At 71.2% G+C, this 18,660-nt stretch carries 16 protein-coding genes; 11 read left to right on the forward strand and 5 right to left on the reverse strand.

All coding sequences use genetic code 11. The features are described 5' to 3' along the window. Nucleotides 1-34: 34 nt before the first annotated feature. Nucleotides 35-1,567 carry an HNH endonuclease signature motif containing protein gene (locus E7744_RS06835; RefSeq protein WP_210417174.1) on the forward strand — a complete coding sequence of 511 codons (1,533 nt, stop codon included), beginning with the start codon at nucleotides 35-37 and terminating at the stop codon, nucleotides 1,565-1,567. Here the strand turns inward: E7744_RS06835 and E7744_RS06840 are convergent. The 3 genes from E7744_RS06840 to E7744_RS06850 form a co-directional block, all read right to left on the reverse strand. After that, nucleotides 1,509-2,564 (reverse strand): alpha/beta fold hydrolase, encoded by a 1,056-nt coding sequence (locus E7744_RS06840; protein WP_246858589.1) that lies wholly within the window; start codon nucleotides 2,562-2,564, stop codon nucleotides 1,509-1,511. The genes E7744_RS06835 and E7744_RS06840 overlap by 59 nt on opposite strands. 127 nt (nucleotides 2,565-2,691) lie before the next feature. Continuing rightward, entirely contained in the window at nucleotides 2,692-3,192 is a 501-nt protein-coding gene (locus E7744_RS06845) for a PKD domain-containing protein (RefSeq protein WP_137773467.1), read from the reverse strand. Between the two features lie 495 nt (nucleotides 3,193-3,687). Next, the gene (locus E7744_RS06850; RefSeq protein ID WP_137773468.1) at nucleotides 3,688-4,371 is read right to left on the reverse strand and encodes a DUF6318 family protein; all 684 of its coding nucleotides are present in this window, start codon (nucleotides 4,369-4,371) and stop codon (nucleotides 3,688-3,690) included. Nucleotides 4,372-4,673: 302 nt separating this feature from the next. Here E7744_RS06850 and glpK point away from each other — a divergent pair, with 302 nt between their 5' ends. From glpK to E7744_RS06875, 5 genes are all read left to right on the forward strand, one after another. Next, nucleotides 4,674-6,203: a glycerol kinase GlpK gene (gene glpK, locus E7744_RS06855; RefSeq protein WP_137773469.1), complete on the forward strand. Its 1,530-nt coding sequence runs from the start codon at nucleotides 4,674-4,676 to the stop codon at nucleotides 6,201-6,203. A gap of 115 nt (nucleotides 6,204-6,318) precedes the next feature. Further along, nucleotides 6,319-8,817 (forward strand): leucine--tRNA ligase, encoded by a 2,499-nt coding sequence (gene leuS, locus E7744_RS06860; RefSeq protein ID WP_137773470.1) that lies wholly within the window; start codon nucleotides 6,319-6,321, stop codon nucleotides 8,815-8,817. Between the two features lie 165 nt (nucleotides 8,818-8,982). After that, entirely contained in the window at nucleotides 8,983-9,978 is a 996-nt protein-coding gene (locus E7744_RS06865) for a DegV family protein (protein ID WP_137773471.1), read from the forward strand. Between the two features lie 68 nt (nucleotides 9,979-10,046). Continuing rightward, on the forward strand, nucleotides 10,047-10,910 hold the full coding sequence (locus E7744_RS06870; protein ID WP_137773472.1) for a ComEA family DNA-binding protein: 864 nt from the start codon (nucleotides 10,047-10,049) through the stop codon (nucleotides 10,908-10,910). A gap of 137 nt (nucleotides 10,911-11,047) precedes the next feature. After that, a complete protein-coding gene (locus E7744_RS06875) occupies nucleotides 11,048-11,869 on the forward strand; it encodes an endonuclease/exonuclease/phosphatase family protein (RefSeq protein WP_137774912.1) in 822 nt (273 codons plus the stop codon). Between the two features lie 18 nt (nucleotides 11,870-11,887). Here E7744_RS06875 and E7744_RS06880 read toward each other — a convergent pair whose 3' ends face one another. Then, nucleotides 11,888-12,472 (reverse strand): heme-binding protein, encoded by a 585-nt coding sequence (locus tag E7744_RS06880; RefSeq protein ID WP_137773473.1) that lies wholly within the window; start codon nucleotides 12,470-12,472, stop codon nucleotides 11,888-11,890. Between the two features lie 239 nt (nucleotides 12,473-12,711). Here E7744_RS06880 and E7744_RS16395 point away from each other — a divergent pair, with 239 nt between their 5' ends. The 3 genes from E7744_RS16395 (at nucleotide 12,712) to E7744_RS06895 (ending at nucleotide 14,959) form a co-directional block, all read left to right on the forward strand. Further along, nucleotides 12,712-13,662 (forward strand): hypothetical protein, encoded by a 951-nt coding sequence (locus tag E7744_RS16395; RefSeq protein WP_210417175.1) that lies wholly within the window; start codon nucleotides 12,712-12,714, stop codon nucleotides 13,660-13,662. Nucleotides 13,663-13,918: 256 nt separating this feature from the next. Continuing rightward, nucleotides 13,919-14,602, forward strand: coding sequence for a hypothetical protein (locus E7744_RS06890; protein ID WP_137773475.1), 684 nt, complete (start codon nucleotides 13,919-13,921; stop codon nucleotides 14,600-14,602). 117 nt (nucleotides 14,603-14,719) lie between these two features. Beyond that, entirely contained in the window at nucleotides 14,720-14,959 is a 240-nt protein-coding gene (locus tag E7744_RS06895; protein ID WP_137773476.1) for a hypothetical protein, read from the forward strand. A 102-nt stretch (nucleotides 14,960-15,061) separates the two neighbouring features. Here E7744_RS06895 and E7744_RS06900 read toward each other — a convergent pair whose 3' ends face one another. Then, entirely contained in the window at nucleotides 15,062-16,018 is a 957-nt protein-coding gene (locus E7744_RS06900) for a LysR family transcriptional regulator (protein WP_137773477.1), read from the reverse strand. Nucleotides 16,019-16,235: 217 nt separating this feature from the next. On the opposite strand from E7744_RS06900, the gene E7744_RS06905 reads away from it, so the two are divergent. Both E7744_RS06905 and E7744_RS06910 read left to right on the forward strand, forming a co-directional pair. Further along, a complete protein-coding gene (locus tag E7744_RS06905) occupies nucleotides 16,236-17,207 on the forward strand; it encodes an ABC transporter substrate-binding protein (RefSeq protein WP_256376034.1) in 972 nt (323 codons plus the stop codon). Nucleotides 17,208-17,300: 93 nt separating this feature from the next. Further along, nucleotides 17,301-18,602 carry an aminomethyltransferase family protein gene (locus E7744_RS06910; protein ID WP_210417176.1) on the forward strand — a complete coding sequence of 434 codons (1,302 nt, stop codon included), beginning with the start codon at nucleotides 17,301-17,303 and terminating at the stop codon, nucleotides 18,600-18,602. The last annotated feature ends 58 nt before the right edge of the window (nucleotides 18,603-18,660 follow it).

Genomic DNA, 18,660 nt, shown 5'->3' on the forward strand with positions numbered 1-18,660 from the left:
CTATCGTGTCCGGGGTCACGCCTAGCGTGGGGGTATGGTCACGGGACACGGAGCATCGCGAGCGGAGGACCCCCTCGCCGAGGGGCATCGTGCCGCGCCCGACCGTCCGGATCCGGACGCCGTGGTCCCAGCCGGTGTCGGCTCCGCCGAAGCGCTGGCCGCCCTCGTCGCGGCGCTGGCCGGCGTGCCGACCGCGGACTCCGAGACCGAGGCCATCGACCGCATCCGCGTCCTCGAGGAACTCAAGGCGGCGTGCGCCGCCGCCCAGGTGCGCGAGACCGAGGCCCTGTACTCACGGCGCTGTGCCGACGAGGCCGCCCGGGGCATCCCCGCCAGGGACCGCGGACGCGGCGTCGCCGCGGAGGTGGCGCTCGCCCGGCGTGAGTCCCCGAGCGGGGGATCACGCTCCCTCGGCCTGGCACGCACCCTCGTCGGGGACATGCCCCACACCATGGCGGCGCTGGCGGACGGGACGATCTCCGAGTTCAAGGCCACCGTCATGGTGCGCGAGACCGTGTGGCTGCCCGCCGAGGCCCGGCGCGAGGTCGACGCGCTGATGGCCGACCGGCTGGACTCGCTGGGCATCCGGCGCCTCGGCGGCGAGGCCCGCTCCCACGCCCAGCGCCTGGATCCCGCGGCGGCGGTGAGGCACCTTGACCGTGCCGTCACCGAGCGGCGGGTGTCGGTGCGCCCGGCCCCGGGCGGCATGGCCTACCTCACGGCCCTCCTGCCGATGGGCCGTGCCGTCGCCTGCCTGGCCGCCCTGCGCCGGTCTGCCGCCACCGCCACCGGCACGGGGGAGGCGGCAGCGCGGACCCAGGACCAGGTCATGGCGGACCTGCTGGTGGAGCGGGTCACGGGTCAGGCACGGGCACAGGACGTCCCGGTGGAGATCCATCTGGTCATGTCGGAGGCCGCCCTGTTGCGGGGCGAGGAGACCCCGGCATGGATCGCCGGGCACGGGCCCCTGCCGGCGGGCACGGCCCGGTCGATGATCGGGAGCACGGACGGCGAGGTCTTCCTGCGGCGCCTGTACACCGCCCCGGAGTCGGGGCACCTGGTGGGCATGGACTCGAGGCGGCGGGAGTTCGGTGGCCTGCTGCGGCGACTGGTCCTGCTGCGAGACGACACCTGCCGCACCCCGTGGTGCGACGCGCCCATCCGTCATGTCGACCACGCCACGCCGCACCGTGACGGTGGCCCGACCAGCCTCGACAACGCCTCCGGTCTGTGTGCCCGGTGCAACTACACGAAGGAGAACGCCGGATGGGTCCACGCGGCCGATCCGGGAGGGCTGGCCGTGACCACGCCGACCGGTCACCGGTATGAACGCGCCACCGCCGCGCTCCTGCCGGCTGCTCCCGGCGACCCGCCGACGGGGATGGGACCTCCGCGCCGACAGTTGCCGGGCTACGAGATGGTGTTCGGCCGTGGCGGCCTCTACGGGAAGGTCATCCCGGTGGAGGCGGCGCAGCTCCCCGCGCCCCGGGGGTCGGGCGTGTTTGGCGTCAGCGTGGGAGAGGCCCAGTGGGCGCAGTACCTGGCGTCCCCGCCAGGCTGTCCGTGAAGCGCCGGACCAGGCGGGCTGCCTCGGGCGCCCGTTCGTAGTGGATGAGGTGCCCGACGCCGTCGAGGACCTCCAGCGTCACCTCGGGCGAGGCCCCGCCGATGCGGGCGGCGAGCCGCTCCTGTCCGGCGACGGAGCCCAGTTCGTCCTGGGCGCCGGCGATCAACAGGACGGGTAGCGCCAGCCCGTCGGCGTGGTCCAGGACCGATGAGGTGATCGAGGCACGATACGCCTCCACCAGGGTCCTGCGGCCGTCGAACGCGGAGAAGTACGACTGGTGCTGGTCGTGCAGGTACGCGAGTGCCTGGAGGTCCTGTGTCTTGGTCAGGAGCGTCCCGGTGAACCACACGACGGCGGGGGAGGACAGCAGCGCCTGCCCGGCCCGGAGCGGGAGGGCGGCCGCGGCCTCGTAGTACGCCTGGGTCAACCGGGTCAGCGCGCGTTCCACCGGTGATCCCTCGGCGGCCAGGGTGGGCTCGCAGATGGGGTTGACGAGGACCAGGCCCGCCCAGGGCGTGGGGTCCGCGGAAGCCAGTCGCGAGGCCACCACGGATCCGAAGGAGTGCCCGAGCAGGACCGGACGGGCCGACCCCTCCGGAGGGACGGCGGAAGGGCGTTCGCCCGCCGCGACGGGGACGAGGCCCAGGGAGCGCAGGGCGCTGCCGACGGCGGCGGCGTAGTGGTCCACGGTATGGGTTGCGTCCGGGAAGGCCGGGGAGTGGCCGAAGCCCGGGAGCTCGGGCAGGTAGATCTCGCGCTCCGGCAGGCAGTCGGCCAGCAGGGCCAAGCCGTGGTGGTCACCGCGGAAGCCATGGACCATGACGATCGGCGGCAGGGGACGACCGGGGTCCCCCGTCGTGGCCGGGTAGTGCCAGACGGCGAGCGGGGTCGAGCGCCCGGAGCGCGGGTCCGGGACGTCGACGAGCAGCCGTTCCGGGGTCCGCGCCGGGTGACCGGTGATGACGGCTGTGTTCCGGGGAGCCGGCGGGACGAACACACGGTCACGGAGGCGAATGGGGCGGGGGTGCCGTCCATCAGGGGTGCTCTCGAGGTCCACCCCGTCAGACTACCGACGACCGGGGCGGTCACGGGGCGTCAGCGGACCTGGTCGCCGCCCGCAGTCCTCACTGGTCGACGAAGGGATCCCCGCAGGCCCAGCCGGTGGGGTTCTCGGCACAGTCGTCGGCGACGTTCTTGGCCTCGGAGCGCCAGATGTCGGCCTCGACCGGCGTGCTCGGCACGCTCGCGGTGCCGGGGATGGCGATCCACGGGCCACCGTTGACGGAGAACTGGCCGCGGTAGGCGGTGGTGACACTCACTGGGTAGGTCCCGGTGTCCTGGTAGGCGTGGCTCGTCGGGGTCTCCTCGTTGAACTCCCGTTGCGGACCACCGGGCGCGGAGGTGGTGCGCGGGGAACTGCCGTCGCCGTAGTTCCACGTCCACTGGACGGGAATGGCCTGGATCGCCACGTCCTGGTCGAGCATGGTGGTGTTCAGCGTCTGGACCTCCTCCGTGGCGTAGAAGTTCGTGTGGGCCCGGATCAACCCGAAGCCACCCGTGTCCGACTCGATCGTCGACGGCCGGATGTCCAGACGCCGGAAGTCAGCGAGGGTCACCACGGGCATGGGCGGTGCTTCGGGGGCTGGGTCAGATATAGGCGGTTCAGTGGGGTTTGAACAGAAGGGAGCCCCAATGCGCTCGATGGCGTTCACGTTGTTCGCGGGGTAGCTGGCACGGATAATCAGCTGACTACCCGGACTGGTACACCGTCCTCTTTCGGCCTCGAAGCATCTCAGCTGTCCGACTCCATCGAGCGTGAAGCAGTAGACCTGCGTAATAGTGATTGTTCGACTTGGATCCAGCGAAGCGGGCGCTTTTCGTTTCGTCCCGGACTCGACTTGAGGCCCGACAACCGCAGAAGATGGCGGCCTATATGTCAGTGAGCGTCTCCCGGCAACATTTACAGCATCATCTTCCGTGTCAATACCACCGCAAATATGGGCCGGACAATCAGTCGTACTAGCCCATGCAATGTTTGGCGCACCTACCGCTGCAACTGGCGGGAAAAGCAGAAGAGCGAGTAAGGCGCCTGAGAATCGATGTACACGCTCCACGATCAATCAGTCCTGAGTCCGAATGTCATCTACTCGCCAATAGCCGTCAGAATTATCAAAGGTGACGGACGCAGCCCATGGACGTTCATGGGAACCGTCGCTCGAAGCTTCTTCCACGCGCCTGCCACTTGCCATATAGAGCTCGCCTGGAGCCTCAGTGACTCTGAACAGAGAAGTACCTGAGGATCGATTTGTCTCAACGTCCGACAAATCGAAGGTGATGATTGCGGGCTTGGTAACCACCCAGGCTTCATCTTGATAGACCCTGGGCCAGCGCTCCAGTTGGCTTTGACAGACTCCGCAGCTGTCCATCGATACGGAGTCGAGGGGTCGGGGATCACCCGTCGACTTCAGGAAATAGTTGGCCTCCCACCAATACTCCAGTGCCGCCTCGAGGCCCTCCTCGGTCTGCTCCCGGGCCTCGGCCGGCATCTCGGGCACGGGCACGTTCTGCGCCGGCCCTTCCGAAGACGCCGGGACGAACTCGTCGGAGGCCGACGGCGACGCGGCGCTCGCAGCGGCACTCCGGGTGGCGCTCGCGGTCCCACTTGCCGATGACTCCACCGCCATGGTGGCCTCGCTGGCCGGGGTCGATCCGTTCGCGCCGGAGGGGGACTGCGTACCGGCCAGCGAGCCGCTCTCGGCGACCTGGCCGCCGCCGCTGCATCCGGCGAGTGCCAGGGCCAGCACGGCCACCGCCACGCCGGTCCGGGCGGGCCGTCGTCGGGAAGCTGGGGCGGGGGCCGGCGCGGAGGGCCCGGCGGGCCCCGGGGGAGTGTCAAGGAGCTGGCGCGGCAGTGCAGTCAAGGAGGAACCCTCCGTCAGGGCCACGAGGCCGGACGCCGTGCGGGAGCGGACCCCCTCGGCCTGCCATCCCCATAGCAGTTCAACCGGACAGTGGCCTCTCATCCCGTGATTCCGGCCACATCGCCCATTCAAGCACAGCGCCACGGACCACGACCGGCCTTGTCCACAGCCGGTATCCTGCCGCCATGCCACCCAGCGCCGTGATGAGCATCGACCAGGGCACCACCTCGACCCGCGTCGTCGTGATGGACCAGTCGGGGGCCATCGTCGCGAGCGCCCAGCGGGAGCACCGCCAGCACTTCCCTCGCCCCGGCTGGGTCGAGCACGATCCGGTGGAGATCTGGGAGAACACCCGCGAGCTCTCCGGCCTGGCGCTCACGCGCGCCCGGATGCGCCCGGCGGACATCGCCGCCGTCGGGATCACCAACCAGCGGGAGACCACCGTCCTGTGGGATGCGGACACCGGCCGGCCGGTCCACCGCGCCATCGTCTGGCAGGACGCGCGCACGGACGACACCATGGCCAGGCTGCGCGCCGCCGGGCACGAGGACGCGGTGCGCGCCCGCACGGGGCTGCCCCTGGCCTCCTACTTCGCCGCGGGCAAGATCGCCTGGATCCTCGAGCACGTCCCGGAGGCCGCCGCGCTGGCCGGCACGGGCCGCCTGCGTGCCGGCACCATCGACTCGTGGCTGCTGTGGAACCTCACGGGCGGCCCGCACGGCGGTGTCCACGCCACCGACGTCACCAACGCCTCGCGCACGCTGCTCATGGACCTGGAGACGCTCGACTGGGACGAGGGCCTGGCCGCCGTGTTCGGCATCGACCCGGACCTGGCCGCGGCCATGCTCCCGCGCATCCACCCGTCCGTGGGCCAGCTCGGCACCATCGTCGGCGCCGAGGCCCTCAACGGCGTGCCCGTCAGCGGCATCCTCGGCGACCAGCAGGCCGCCACCTTCGGCCAGGCCGCGTTCGGCCCCGGGGACGTGAAGAACACGTACGGCACCGGGTGCTTCCTGCTGCAGAACACGGGCACGACGCCGCAGGCCTCCTCCCACGGCCTCGTCACCACGGTGGCCTACCAGGTGGAGGACGCCCCGGCCGCCTACGCGCTCGAGGGCTCGGTCGCCGTGGCCGGCTCCCTGGTCCAGTGGCTGCGTGACAACCTCGGCATCATCCGCGACTCGGCCGAGGTCGAGGCGCTCGCGGGCACGGTGGAGGACAACGGCGGGGTCTACTTCGTGCCCGCCTTCTCCGGGCTGTACGCGCCTTACTGGCGGCCGGACGCCCGGGGCCTCATCGCCGGGCTGACCGGCTACGCCACCGCGGGCCACCTCGCGCGCGCCGCGCTCGAGGCCACGGCCTACCAGTCCCGGGACGTGCTGGAGGCGGTCGTCGCGGACACGGGCCAGCGGCCGGACGTGCTGCGCGTGGACGGGGGCATGACCGTCAACGACGACCTCATGCAGTTCCAGGCGGACATCCTCGGCGTCCCGGTAGAGCGCCCTGAGCAGGTGGAGACGACGGCGGTCGGCGCCGCGCACGCCGCCGGGCTCGCGGCGGGCGTCTGGTCGGGACTGGGGGAACTGGCCGGGCTGTGGCGCCCGGACCGCCGCTGGGAGCCCCGCATGGACCGGCAGCACCGCGAGGACCTGCTGGAGCACTGGGACCGGGCGGTGCGGCGGTCGATGGACTGGGTGCCGGGCCCGCCGGAGTAGGATGGACGGGCGCGTCGTGCGCCCGGGACCGGGGCCGACGTCGCGATCCCTCCCCGGCAATCTCTAGGACAGGACGAGCGTGAGCCAGCCAGCGCAAGGTACTCCACAGGACCCCGTGACCGGGCAGGCCGCCGAGGCGGCGCCCGAGGAGTATTCGTTCCGGGCCCTCGAGGACCGCTGGGGCGGGTACTGGGTCGAGCACGGCACCTTCACGCCGCTCGACGACGGCTCGGCCGAGCGCCGCTACGTCCTGGACATGTTCCCGTACCCCTCCGGCGACCTCCACATGGGCCACGCCGAGGCGTTCGCCATGGGCGACGTCGTCGCCCGCTACTGGACGCAGCTGGGCTACGACGTCATGCACCCCATCGGCTGGGACTCCTTCGGCCTGCCCGCCGAGAACGCCGCCATCAAGCGCGACGCGCACCCGGCGGAGTGGACCTACCGGAACATCGAGACGCAGAAGTCCTCGTTCCAGCGCTACGCCATCTCCACCGACTGGTCGCGCGAGCTGCACACCTCCGACCCGGAGTACTACCGCTGGACCCAGTGGCTGTTCCAGCAGTTCCACGCCAAGGGCCTGGCCTACCGCAAGGACTCCCCGGTCAACTGGTGCCCCAAGGACCAGACCGTGCTGGCCAACGAGCAGGTCGTCAACGGCGCCTGCGAGCGCTGCGGCACCCCGGTGACGAAGAAGTCGCTGAACCAGTGGTACTTCCGCATCACCGACTACGCGGACCGCCTGCTGGACGACATGGCGGAGCTGGAGGGCCACTGGCCCGAGCGGGTGCTGGCGATGCAGCGCAACTGGATCGGCCGCTCCGAGGGCGCCCACGTCGACTTCCAGGTCGAGGCCACGGCGGACCGGCCGGGGCAGTCCATCACCGTGTTCACCACCCGCCCGGACACGCTGTACGGCTCCACGTTCATGGTGGTCGCCGCGGACGCCGACCTGGCCCTGGAGCTCGTGGACCCCGAGCACCGCCAGGCCCTCGAGGAGTACCGCGAGGCCCTGAAGAACGTCTCGGAGATCGAGCGCCAGGCCACCGACCGGACGAAGACGGGCGTCTTCCTGGGCCGCCACGCCCTGAACCCGCTCACCGGCGAGCGGCTGCCGGTGTGGGCCTCGGACTACGTCCTGGCGGACTACGGCACGGGCGCCATCATGGCCGTGCCCGCGCACGACCAGCGCGACCTCGACTTCGCCCGCGCCATGGACCTGGACGTCCGCATGGTCGTGGACACCGGCCAGGAGGACCCGGCCGTGTCCGGCGTCGCCACGGTCGGCGACGGAACGCTGGTGAACTCCGGCGAGCTGGACGGGCTGGACAAGGACGCGGCCATCGGCCGGGCCATCGACATCCTCGACGAGCGCGGGACCGGCCGCGGCACCGTGAACTACCAGCTGCGCGACTGGCTGCTGTCCCGCCAGCGCTTCTGGGGCGCGCCCATCCCGATCGTGCACTGCCCGGACTGCGGCGAGGTGCCCGTGCCGGAGGACCAGCTGCCCGTGCTGCTGCCCTCGGACGTGTCCGGGGAGCAGCTCGCCCCGAAGGGCAAGTCCCCGCTGGCCGGGATCGAGGAGTGGGTCAACACCACGTGCCCGTCCTGCGGCGGCGCAGCCCTGCGGGACACCGACACGATGGACACGTTCGTGGACTCGTCCTGGTACTATATCCGCTACGCCTCCCCGAACGACGACGGCCGCGCGTTCGACCGCGAGGCCGTGGACCGCTGGCTGCCGGTGGACCAGTACGTCGGTGGCGTGGAGCACGCCATCCTGCACCTGCTCTACTCGCGGTTCTTCACCAAGGCGCTGTACGACATGGGCCTGGTGTCCTTCACCGAGCCGTTCAAGGCGCTGCTGAACCAGGGCCAGGTGCTCAACGGCGGCAAGGCGATGTCCAAGTCCCTCGGCAACGGCGTGGACCTGGGCGAGCAGCTGGACACCTTCGGCGTGGACGCCGTGCGCCTGACCATGGTCTTCGCCTCCCCGCCGGAGGACGACGTGGACTGGGCGGACGTCTCGCCCTCGGGCTCGGCCAAGTTCCTGGCCCGCGCGTGGCGCCTGGCCCAGGACGTGCAGTCCGGCGGCGCGGCGCCGGGCACGGATCCCGACGGCGGCGTGAGGTCCCTGCGCCAGGTCACCCACCGCACGGTGGCGGACGCGGCCCGGCTGCTGGACGAGCACAAGTTCAACGTGGTCGTCGCCCGCACCATGGAGCTCGTCAACGCGGTGCGCAAGGAGATCGACTCCGGCGCCGGGGCGGCGGACCCGGCCGTGCGGGAGGCGGTCGAGGCCGTGGCGATCCTGCTGAGCCTGTTCGCCCCGTACACCGCCGAGGACATGTGGGCCCGGCTGGGCCACGAGCCCTCCGTGGCGCGGGCCGGCTGGCCGACCGTGGACGAGGCCCTGCTGGTGCAGGACACCACCACGGCCGTGGTCCAGGTCAAGGGCAAGGTCCGCGACCGCCTGGAGGTCTCGGTGGACATCTCCGCCGCCGACCTGGAGGCGCTGGCGCTGGCCTCGGAGGCCGTGCAGCGCACCCTCGACGGGGCACCTGTGCGCAAGGTGATCGTGCGCGAGCCGAAGCTCGTCAACATCGTCGTCTGATCGGTCGTCTGATCCGTCGTCCGGACGGTGGTCCGGACCGTCGGCCGCGTCGTCCTGTGGGCGCGGGATAGGGCGACCCGGGGCATCGCTGTCCCGGGTCGCCTAGGTTGGGGGCCGGGACACCGCCGGGGCACGGCGACCGAGGGCACAGCGAGAGGAGCGGCCGTGGCAGAGATCGCCGAGTGGCAGTCCGCCGTGCTCGCCCGGATCCGCCAGCTGCGGGCCGCGCAGACCGGCCGCGCGCGGCTCGGGCTGCGCCCCCGCAAGGGCCGCACGGCGATCGTGACGGACTCCTCGGCCTCGATCCCGCCCGAGGTGCTCGGGCACCCGCTGGCGCGCGGCCTGCGGCAGGTGCCGATGCCCGTCATGATCGGCGAGCAGATCTACACGGACGGCACGCCGGACCTGGTACGGGAGCTGCCCCTGGCCCTGGCCGCGGGGACCCCCGTGAAGACGTCCCGGCCGGCGCCGGGGACGTTCAGCGCGGTCTACCAGGAGCTCGCGGAGTCCGGCTACGAGCGGGTCGTCTCCGTGCACCTGTCCGGTCAGCTCTCCGGGACCGTGGAGGCGGCCCGGCTGGCCGCGCGCGAGTCCCTCATCCCGGTGAGCGTCGTCGACTCGCAGACCGCCGGCTTCGCCCTGGGCACCGCCGTGATCGACGCGGTGATCGATGCCGGGTTCGGCATGCCCCCGGACCAGCTGCTGGCCTCCATCGACGCCGCGACGCAGGAGACCGGCGTGTTCTTCACCGTGCCGAACCTCGAGCAGCTGCGCCGTGGCGGACGCATCGGCACCCTGGCCGGGCTGCTCGGCTCCCTGCTGCACGTCAAGCCCGTGCTCACGCTCGAGGACGGTGCGGTGTCCCTCGTGGACCGGCCCCGCACCACGGCCCGGGCCACCGAGCGGCTCGTCGAGCTCGTGCGGGAGGCCACCTGCCGGGACGCCGGGCCGGCGGAGCCCGCGCCGGGCGGCGGGGACCGGATCGCCGTCCACGGCTTCGGCAACGACCAGGCCGCCCACGAACTCGCCGGGCGCCTCCAGGGCCTGTCCGTCATGCCCGTGCCGGTGATCCGGCTGCCCGCCGTCCTGGCCGCCCACCTCGGGCTCGGCGCCCTCGCGGTCACCCTGAACCCCCTGCCCACTCCACAGCGCGCCGGCTGACGGCGCGGCGCCCCTCGGACCGGTGCCGACCCAGGGATGGGAGGCGGGTCCCGGGCACAGTTGGGGGCATGGGACGACACAGCGACGACGACCCCTCCCTCCCCGCGCCCCTCCCCCCGGACCGTCCCGCGGAACCCGTGGACTGGGAGGCGCCCCCGCCGGTGGCCCCCGTGTGGCGCACGCGCATCGTCACCTCGGCCGTGCTGCTGCTGGCCGTGGTGGCCGGCACGTGGTGGGTCGTGAGCTGGCTGACCTCGCCGGCCGGCCCGGGCGGGCCCGGCAGTCCGGCGGCGGCAACCCTGCCCGCGGCGGGGACGACGGCCCGCGCCGCCGCGGGGGACGATCCCGGCGCGGAGAGTCCCTCGGCGCCGGAGGACCGGACGGCCACCACCGCGTCCGGCGCCGCGTCCCCGTCGGCCCCTGGCGGACCGGCTGCGGAGGACCCCTCCGGGCGCGTCCCCCTGACCGTCCACGTCGCCGGGGAGGTCCGTGACCCCGGGCTGGTGCAGCTGTCCGCCGGGGCCAGGGTGGCGGACGCGCTGGTCGCCGCGGGTGGCCCCACCGACGAGGCCCTGCTGGACCGGCTGAACCTCGCGGCCCCCGCAGTCGACGCCAGCCAGATCCTCGTGCCGGGCCCCGACACTGTCGGCCCGTCCGGCCCGTCCGGGGCGCCCGGTGCGGTGCCCGCGGCCGGCGGCGGGTCCTCGCCCGACCCGGCGACGGACGCCGGGGGCGCGGGGGGCGCCGTCGACCTCAACACCGCCGACGCCGCCACGCTGGAAGGGCTGCCGGGCATCGGCCCGGCGCTGGCCGGCAGGATCGTCGCACACCGGGAGGAGGTCGGCCCCTTCGGCTCCCTGGAGGACCTCGACGCCGTGTCCGGGATCGGCCCGGCCATGATGGAACGGCTCGACGGGCTCGTCAGCTGGTGACGCCCCGGCTGACCCCGGCCGTCACCTGCCGGGGCACCGCCCGACGGGTCGATGGACCCTTGCCCCGCCGCCCGTCGGTCGGCACCGTGGTGGCGGCGGATCGTGGCCGTGCCGGACGGGGAGGTGACGGGGAGGTGATGACAACCGAGGCGTTGATCGGCCCGGTGGGGCCCCCGGGCCTGCACCTGATGACGTACAACATCCGCCGACGCCTGCCGACCGCGGGCCACCGCAGCCCCGATGGGTGGCCGCGCCGCAGGGAGCTGCTGCGGCGCCTGGTCGCCGCCGAGGCCCCGGCCGTGCTCTGCCTCCAGGAGGCGTTGCCGGACCAGGTGGACTGGGTCCTGGCGTGCCTCGGTCCCGGACACCGCCCGGTGGGGCGGGGGCGCCGGGCCGGGGGCGGGGGCGAGGGCACCCCCGTCCTGTACGACGACCACCGGCTGCGGCTCACCGACTGGTGCCAGCAGGCCCTCTCCGACACCCCTGATCTCCCGGGCTCCCGTGGCTGGGGAGCCCTCATCCCGCGCATCGTCGTCCGCGCCACCTTCCGCGACCTGGCGACCGGAGCGCGGTTCCGCGTGCTCAACACGCACCTGGACGCCCTCTCGGCACGTGCCCGGCTGCAGTCGGCCCGGATGCTGCGCCGGCTCGTCGAGGCGGACCCGGTGCCCACCGTCCTGGCCGGCGACGCCAATGCCGTGCCCCGGTCCCGTCCGTACCGCGAGCTCACCGCCGGGGGACTGCTGCGCGACGCCTGGACGGCGGCGGACCGGCGGGTCACGAAGGAATGGGGCACCTTCTCGGGGTACGGCCCCCCGCGGCGGGGCCGGCGCATCGACTGGCTGATGGTGGGCCCGGGGATCGACGTGCGGACCGTGGGGATCAACGCGGCCCGCTACGACGGCGCGGCGCCCTCCGACCACGAGCCGGTGCAGGCCGTGCTCGAGATCGCCCGGTGAGCCGGTGGGGTCGGCGCGTCAGGCGGGCTCCACCAGGGACAGCAGGACCTCGTTGTGCCGGAGGAACCACGGCGTGGTCGGTGGATCGAACCGCGCGAACCGGGGCTCACCGACCGGCGTGAGTCCCTCCTCCCGCACGGCCGTCTCCAGCCGCTGCAGCTGCGTGCGGACACGGTGGCGCGTCCACCGGCCGCGGAACCGCCTCGCCGCGACCAGGCCGGGAGGCACGGAGCGCAGGGACACGCGCGGATCGGTGGGCCGTGGGGCGTCCGCCAGGGTGAGGCCCTCCGGCAGGACGAAGGCGACCCGGAACCCGGAGGCCCGGCCCTCCCCGGCGACCGCGCTCGCGGGCTCCTGCAGGACGGGGGCCGTCATGGCGAGCGGGACGGCCGCCGGCTCCTGGACCACCGGCGCGGTCATCGCCACCCGGGCGCCGGGGACGTTGCGTCCGCCGAGGTAGCCGAACAGCAGGCGGAACGCCCGGCTGCCCGCCCGTTCGAACGTATCTTCGATCACCACCTCGGCGAGGACGTGGCCCGGGTAGCGGCGCAGCTCGAACGTCCCGTGGTCCCGCACCGTCTCGTAGGGCTGCTGCGCGGTCATGCCCGAACGCTACGCCGCCGGGTCCCCGGGACCACCGGCGGCCGCGGACCCGCCCGGACCCGTCCTGCACAGCGAACGCCTGCACGCCCGTCGTCCTGCCGCCCGGGCGCGGACGCGCGGCTGACCGCGGGACGCGGCGACAGTGGACGCATGGACCACCACCAGGACGGCCCGCCGGACGGGGCCGGGAGCCCGCCGGTGCCCGCCCGGGCCCGCCGGCCGGCCCACGGCGGCGTGCGGTGACGGTGCGTGCCAGCGCCGGGAGGGCGCCGGGCCCGGTGGACGTGCGGCTCGTCCCGGCCCTCGCGGCGACCTACGCCGTGTGCCTCGCCGTGCCGGTCCTGCCGTACGACGTCGCCCTCGTCCTGCCCTGGGCGGTGCTGGGCCTGGCGATCGCCGCCTCCACCGTCCTGGTGGCCACCGCCCGCACCGGGCGCCGGGCCGCGGCCACCCTGGCCGCGCTCGCCGCCTGCGCGCTGTGGATCGCCGCCGTCGCCGCCGTGCAGGCGTCCGGGGACCGCGTCCCGGTGCGGGCCTCCGGATGGGAGGGCGTCGTGGACGCGGGCCGGCCGGTCCGCCTGGCGGGGCAGGCCAGCGGCACGCCCACGCGCTCGGGGGGTCCCTTCGGGGAGAGCTGGCACCTCGTCGTCGCGGTGGAGCGGTTTGGCCACCCGGGGCGGGACGCCCCCGCCGGCACGGAGGTGATCGTCTCCGGCTCCGGGGACTGGCGCCACGTGCGGGCCGGGCAGCCCGTGTGCCTCACCGCCGTGCCGGAGGCCGACGCCACGGCCGTGTTCGCCCGCGCGCGCACCGGCCCGGACGCGGGATCCTGCCCCACCCCGGGGGCGGGCGCGGACGACGGGCGCGGAGTGCCCGGGACCACCGGGCGCGAGGTGGTGCGGGCCGCGGTCCGCGACACGGCGGCCGGCAGCGTCGGCACTGCGCCCCAGCTCCTGCCGGGGCTGGTGCTGGGGGACCGCTCCCTGCAGGAGCCCGAGTTGGACGAGGCCATGAAGACCGCCGGCCTGAGCCACCTGAGCGCCGTCAGCGGGGACAACTTTGTCAAGGGGTATGGCAGGGGAAGTGCTGTAGTCAGAGCTAGGCGGGGAGGAATCACGCCACCCTTGGCGGTCGGCCCATGGGGGATACGACTGATGTCGGCGATTCATGGTGGGCGGGCCGGATCGTAAACGGCGTGAGAGCGCGTTCTTAGGCGTCGGTCACAGCCTCGCCACAACGTGTCGGGTGCCAGTCGCGGGCAGGCCCCCAGTCCCTTGCCTTATGGTCTTGGCGCGATAAGCAGGCCGGTGTCCTGATCGTTCTCCGGGCGTTCCCTGACTGGGCGGCAGGGGGGTAGTACATGCTCCTATGGGCACAGATCAACGGTCGACGGGTCGGTGGTATGAGAGGTCGTGGGTGGGGGCTGTCGGTCAGGTGGTCCTGACTGTGGCCGGCGTCGTCCTGGCGATCGTCTTGGCGCCGTTCACGCCTTGGTTTGACCAGGCCTTGAGCCGCTGGCATTACGTGGAACCTTCGTGTGAGGACCCGAGGGGGCTAGAGAAGCTGGACGTCATGACCATGGTTGCCGATGAGCGGGCCGTCATCACTGCCACCTCGGAGGTGGATGCGGACAGTTCCACGTCCCTGCACGCCTTTGATGGGAGGCCGGGTTCGGGATGGGTACCCAGCACGATCTCTGCGCGTGGTGATGAGGCGGCGAAGGCGCTCCGTGACCGTCCTCCGGATTCCCTGTCCATCACGTTGACCGAAGAACAACCCGTCGAGCTGCTGTGCGTGGTGAACGGCAACGCGGCCGACCCAATGTCCTACGCCCGGGCGGACCGTGTTCGCACCGCCAGGGTGATGCTCCACCAGACCACGGGAGAAAAGGTCACTCGCTTAGCGCCCTTGCGCAGCCTCCCTGAGAACGAGATACAGAATCGCCAGGACCTGGGAGTGCGTCCTCAGGCTGGGCGGTGGTCGGTGGCGGAGTTCACGGAGGTGTCCTTCACGGTGGTGGACCGGTATCTGGGCTTTCCCGTTGATGACCCGCGCACAACGGCTGTCGTTGATGAGCCCACGGGACGGCTCATGGTCGCTGAACTCGAACTGTGGGTCAGGGCTGGCTGAGGCGCAGCGTACTTGGTCCTTCATCCGTGGCGTCCGTTAGTACCTCCGACGAGGCAGGACTATCCGGCGCCCCGACAACCGGGGCTTACCCGAACGGCCGAGATCATCCCGGCCGGGTTGCCCGGGCTTTCCCACGCGGGATGGGTCCAGCAGGCCCTGGAGCGGGCCGAGGCGATCCGACGCGGCGTGGCCGTGGAGGGGCGCACCGCCAGCGAGCGGGTCATCCACGCCTCCGCGGACTGCCCCCAGGCGGCCGGACGCCGGGTCGCACCTGGGTTCGGGCTGATCCGGGCGGCCCGCCACGCGCTGGCCACCGCCCTCGCCCGTGAGGACGACGCCCGCGAACTCAATCACTAACCGTCCGAGCGCTACTGCGCATGCATTGGACAACCGACCCTGCCCGGGCACGTGCCACACTCATGAGCCCGCATGTTAATGCACCCGTCGACTCTCTCCGGCTCAGCTCGTGAACCAAGTGTCGTCATAGTCCTCGAAGGCGCGGGGGTAGGGATAGGCGGTGAGCGCGTCGGTGATGACGTGCCGGAGCCATTCGACCGGCGGGGACGGTGCCACCCGTCGCAGGGTGTGTAGACCGACATGCCCGGGCTCGAGGTGGAAGGGAAGGATGAACTTCCGCACCGGGCTGCGCTTGATGAACATGTCGCCCAGGAATAGCGGGACCACTCCGTAGTTCTCGGTAGCTGCCAGCGTTTCGTCTAGAACGGAGTAACTCGGCAGGCTGATGGCAGGATCGCGGTGGCCGTGCAACTCTGCCAATGCCTGTTCGACGTGCTGATGGCCCAACGCCTCGGAGACGTGGATGCGTTGCTCCTCGGCGAGGGCTTCCCGGGATGGCGCTGCGGATAGCCGGGGGTGCGAGGTGGAACAGACTCCTACGTAGGGCATATCCATTAAGTGATCGCGGACCACGGTGTCAGGTGAGAACGTGGGCACGGCGATGGCGGCGTCGATCTCGTTGCGTCGCAGCCTGTCCTCCAGCTGCGCGACGTCCAGCAGGGTCACTTCGATGCGGGCTTGGGGGGCAAGGTTCTCAATGGCCTGGACGATGTAGGAGAAGAGGGCCATCAGGGCAAGATCGGTCATCATCAGCCGGAACGTGCGGGTGGTCTGGCCGGCATCGAATTCCGTGGCGTTCTGGACGACCGAGTCCATCATCCGGATGGCCTCGACCATCTGGGGATAGACGGCCTCGGCGACGGCGGTGGGCTCCAACCCGGCGCGGTTCCGCAGGAACAAGGGGTCGGCGAAGATCTTGCGCAGCTTGGCCAAGGCGTAGCTGACCGAGGGCTGACTGACGAAGAGGATGTTCGCAGCTTCAGTCACGCTGCGGGTCTCGTAGACGACCACGAAGCTGCGCATCAGGTTCATGTCGTACTTCGGAGTGGGGGTGGCCATGACACCGCTCCTGCCGTATAGACGGAGTAGATGATTCTATCCAGTCTTTCTATTGGATTGATAGATCGTGGCGCCCCTAGTCTTGACTTCAGAGTGCTCTAAATCACATTCCAAGCGGCCGGATCCCACCCGGGCGCGACTATGACGAGGTGACTTCATGGGTGCTCTTCAGCGTGTACTGACGCGTTCGACGGTGGCGACGACGGCGGTCCTGGCCATGGCCCTGACCGCCTGCGGCGGGGGAGGAGAGCCGTCCGGCTCGGCTCCGGCGAACGGATCCCAAGACACTGGCACGGCGGGTACGGCATCCGAAGAGCTGCGACAGGTCACCGTGGGAGTGATGCCCTTGGTGGACCTGGCCCCGCTGCATCTTGGGATGGACCAGGGCTTCTTCGAAGACCATGGGCTGGAACTGGAGCTGGAGTCCGCGCAGGGGGGTGCGGCCATCATTCCGGCCGTGACCAGCGGGCAGTTCGAGTTCGGTTTCTCCAACCCGACCTCGGTGCTCATTGCCGCGTCCCGAGGGCTGGACATCAAGGTGATCGCTCCGGGGGGATCGAGCACGGGGGACGCGGAGACCGACTACGGGGCCACCGTGGTGCTGCCGGGCAGTGACATCGACTCGGCGGCCGACCTGGAAGGCCATTCCGTGGCCGTGAACACGCTCAACAACATCTCCGACTCCACGGTCAAGGAGGCCGTGCGTCAGGACGGCGGGGACCCCTCGAAGGTCGATTTCGTGGAGATGCCCTTCCCGAACATGGTGGCCGCGGTGGAGCAGGGCACCGTTGACGCGGCCTTCCTGGTGGAGCCCTTCCTGACGGCGGGACTCAACCAGGACATGGAGCCCGTGTTCTGGAACTGGATGGAAGTGTCCCCGGATCTGATGGCCTCCACCTACTTCACCACCGGTGAGCTCGCCGAGCAGGATCCCGAACTGGTGGCCGACTTCCAGGCCGCGATAGCCCAGTCCGCGGACTACGCGCAGGCTCATCCCGACGAGACCCGCGAGATCCTGACCGAGTACACCTCCATCCCGGAGGAGGCCGCGGCCTCACTGCGGCTGCCGCGCTGGAGCGATGAGGTCAACGTGGACTCCCTGCAGCGGCTGATCGAGATCAGCTCGGAGGATGGCCTGCTGGAAGGTGACCTGAGCGTTGACGACGTCGTCCTCGCCGACCAGCAGTGACACCCGCACACGCTCCCCGTTTACGGGTCCGAGACGACATCCGACCCGAGCAGCACTGACCCATTGACCCCATCGACCAAAGGAGTGAACACCATGGCCTTCACCGTGCAAGACATGCGCAAGGGACCCGAGGGGTACGCCTGGAGCCGCTTCGGCCAGCCGGAGTACACCGATTGGCTGGACGAGAGCCTGTCGTGGAAGGAAAACTGCTACATCGGCGACTGGTCCTTCCTCTGGCAGCACCGTTTCACCGGACCCGACGCGCTGCGACTGATCGCCGATTTCACCGTGAACAGCTTCGAGACCTTCGAGGTCGGCCAATCCAAGCACGCCATTCACACGAACAAGGACGGCAAGGTCATCCACGAGGGCATCCTGACCAAGTTCGGCGAACAGAACTTCATGCTCCACGGCCGCGGAGGATTCTGGCTGTCCTTCAACCTCGAACGCGGCCAGTACGACGCCCAGGTCAGGCGCGAGGACTGGTTCATGTTCCAGGTCTCCGGCCCCAAGGCCATCAAGGTGCTCGAGTCCCTCACCGATGCCGACACTCTCCTCGGGACGAAGTTCATGCACGCCACGCCGGTGACCATCGCCGGGCACGAGATCTACGCGCTGCGTCAGGGGATGGCCGGGGAACTCGGCTTCGAGCTGCAAGGCCCCCGAGAGTTCAGCGACGAGATCTACCAGGCGGTCCTCGACGCCGGACGGGAATATGGGATCCGCAAGATGGGCGGCCGGATCGCCATGATCAACCACCTCGAGGCGGCCTACCCGACCATCGCCACCGACTACATCCCCGCCATCTTCGACGAGGACATGGCCGACTACATGGACTACTTCCTGTCCTCCATGCCGGCCTTCGCCCAGCCGGCCTACATCGCCGGCAGCTTCGAGGGCCAGGAGCCCAAGGACTACTACCGCAGCCCCATCGAACTGGGCTGGGCCAAGGTGGTCACCACCAAGCGCTCGGACTACCTCGGGGCGGCGGCCCTGGCCGAGGAGAAAGCCCACCCGCGCAGGGTGCTGCGCACCCTGGAATGGAACGCCGACGATGTCGCCGACGTGCAGAACTCGCTACTGCGCGAGGGCGAGCACTACGACTACATGGAGATGCCCCGGGACCAACGCGGCTACATGTGGGCCGACCGCGTCGAACTCAACGGCCAACTGGTCGGCATCACCACCTCCCGCGGATACAGCTACTACTTCCGCAAGATGCTCTCGCTGGCCACGATGGACCAGGACCACGCGGAGATCGGTACCGAGGTCACTGTCATCTGGGGAGCACCCGGGCACCGTCAGAAGCCCATCCGCGCCGTGGTGCAAGCAGCTCCGTACAAGCCGGACCGGTCCCGCGGTGACCTTCGCGAGGCCGCTCTCAGTACCTCCTGACGAGTCTTCCCCCGGGATGCTCCTGGACGGTTGAGGGCCTTGCCGCCGACTGAGCCGG

The organism is Citricoccus sp. SGAir0253 (assembly GCF_005877055.1).
GTDB lineage: Bacteria > Actinomycetota > Actinomycetes > Actinomycetales > Micrococcaceae > Citricoccus.

Excerpts from the sequence above, each read along its gene's own strand:
- E7744_RS06870 (WP_137773472.1), top strand. The coding sequence starts at position 10,047 with ATGGGACGACACAGCGACGACGACCCCTCCCTCCCCGCGCCCCTCCCC.
- E7744_RS06905 (WP_256376034.1), top strand. The coding sequence starts at position 16,236 with ATGGCCCTGACCGCCTGCGGCGGGGGAGGAGAGCCGTCCGGCTCGGCT.
- E7744_RS06910 (WP_210417176.1), top strand. The coding sequence starts at position 17,301 with ATGGCCTTCACCGTGCAAGACATGCGCAAGGGACCCGAGGGGTACGCC.
- E7744_RS06875 (WP_137774912.1), top strand. The coding sequence starts at position 11,048 with ATGACAACCGAGGCGTTGATCGGCCCGGTGGGGCCCCCGGGCCTGCAC.
- E7744_RS06835 (WP_210417174.1), top strand. The coding sequence starts at position 35 with ATGGTCACGGGACACGGAGCATCGCGAGCGGAGGACCCCCTCGCCGAG.
- E7744_RS06880 (WP_137773473.1), bottom strand. The coding sequence starts at position 12,472 with ATGACCGCGCAGCAGCCCTACGAGACGGTGCGGGACCACGGGACGTTC.
- glpK (WP_137773469.1), top strand. The coding sequence starts at position 4,674 with ATGCCACCCAGCGCCGTGATGAGCATCGACCAGGGCACCACCTCGACC.
- E7744_RS06845 (WP_137773467.1), bottom strand. The coding sequence starts at position 3,192 with ATGCCCGTGGTGACCCTCGCTGACTTCCGGCGTCTGGACATCCGGCCG.
- E7744_RS06900 (WP_137773477.1), bottom strand. The coding sequence starts at position 16,018 with ATGGCCACCCCCACTCCGAAGTACGACATGAACCTGATGCGCAGCTTC.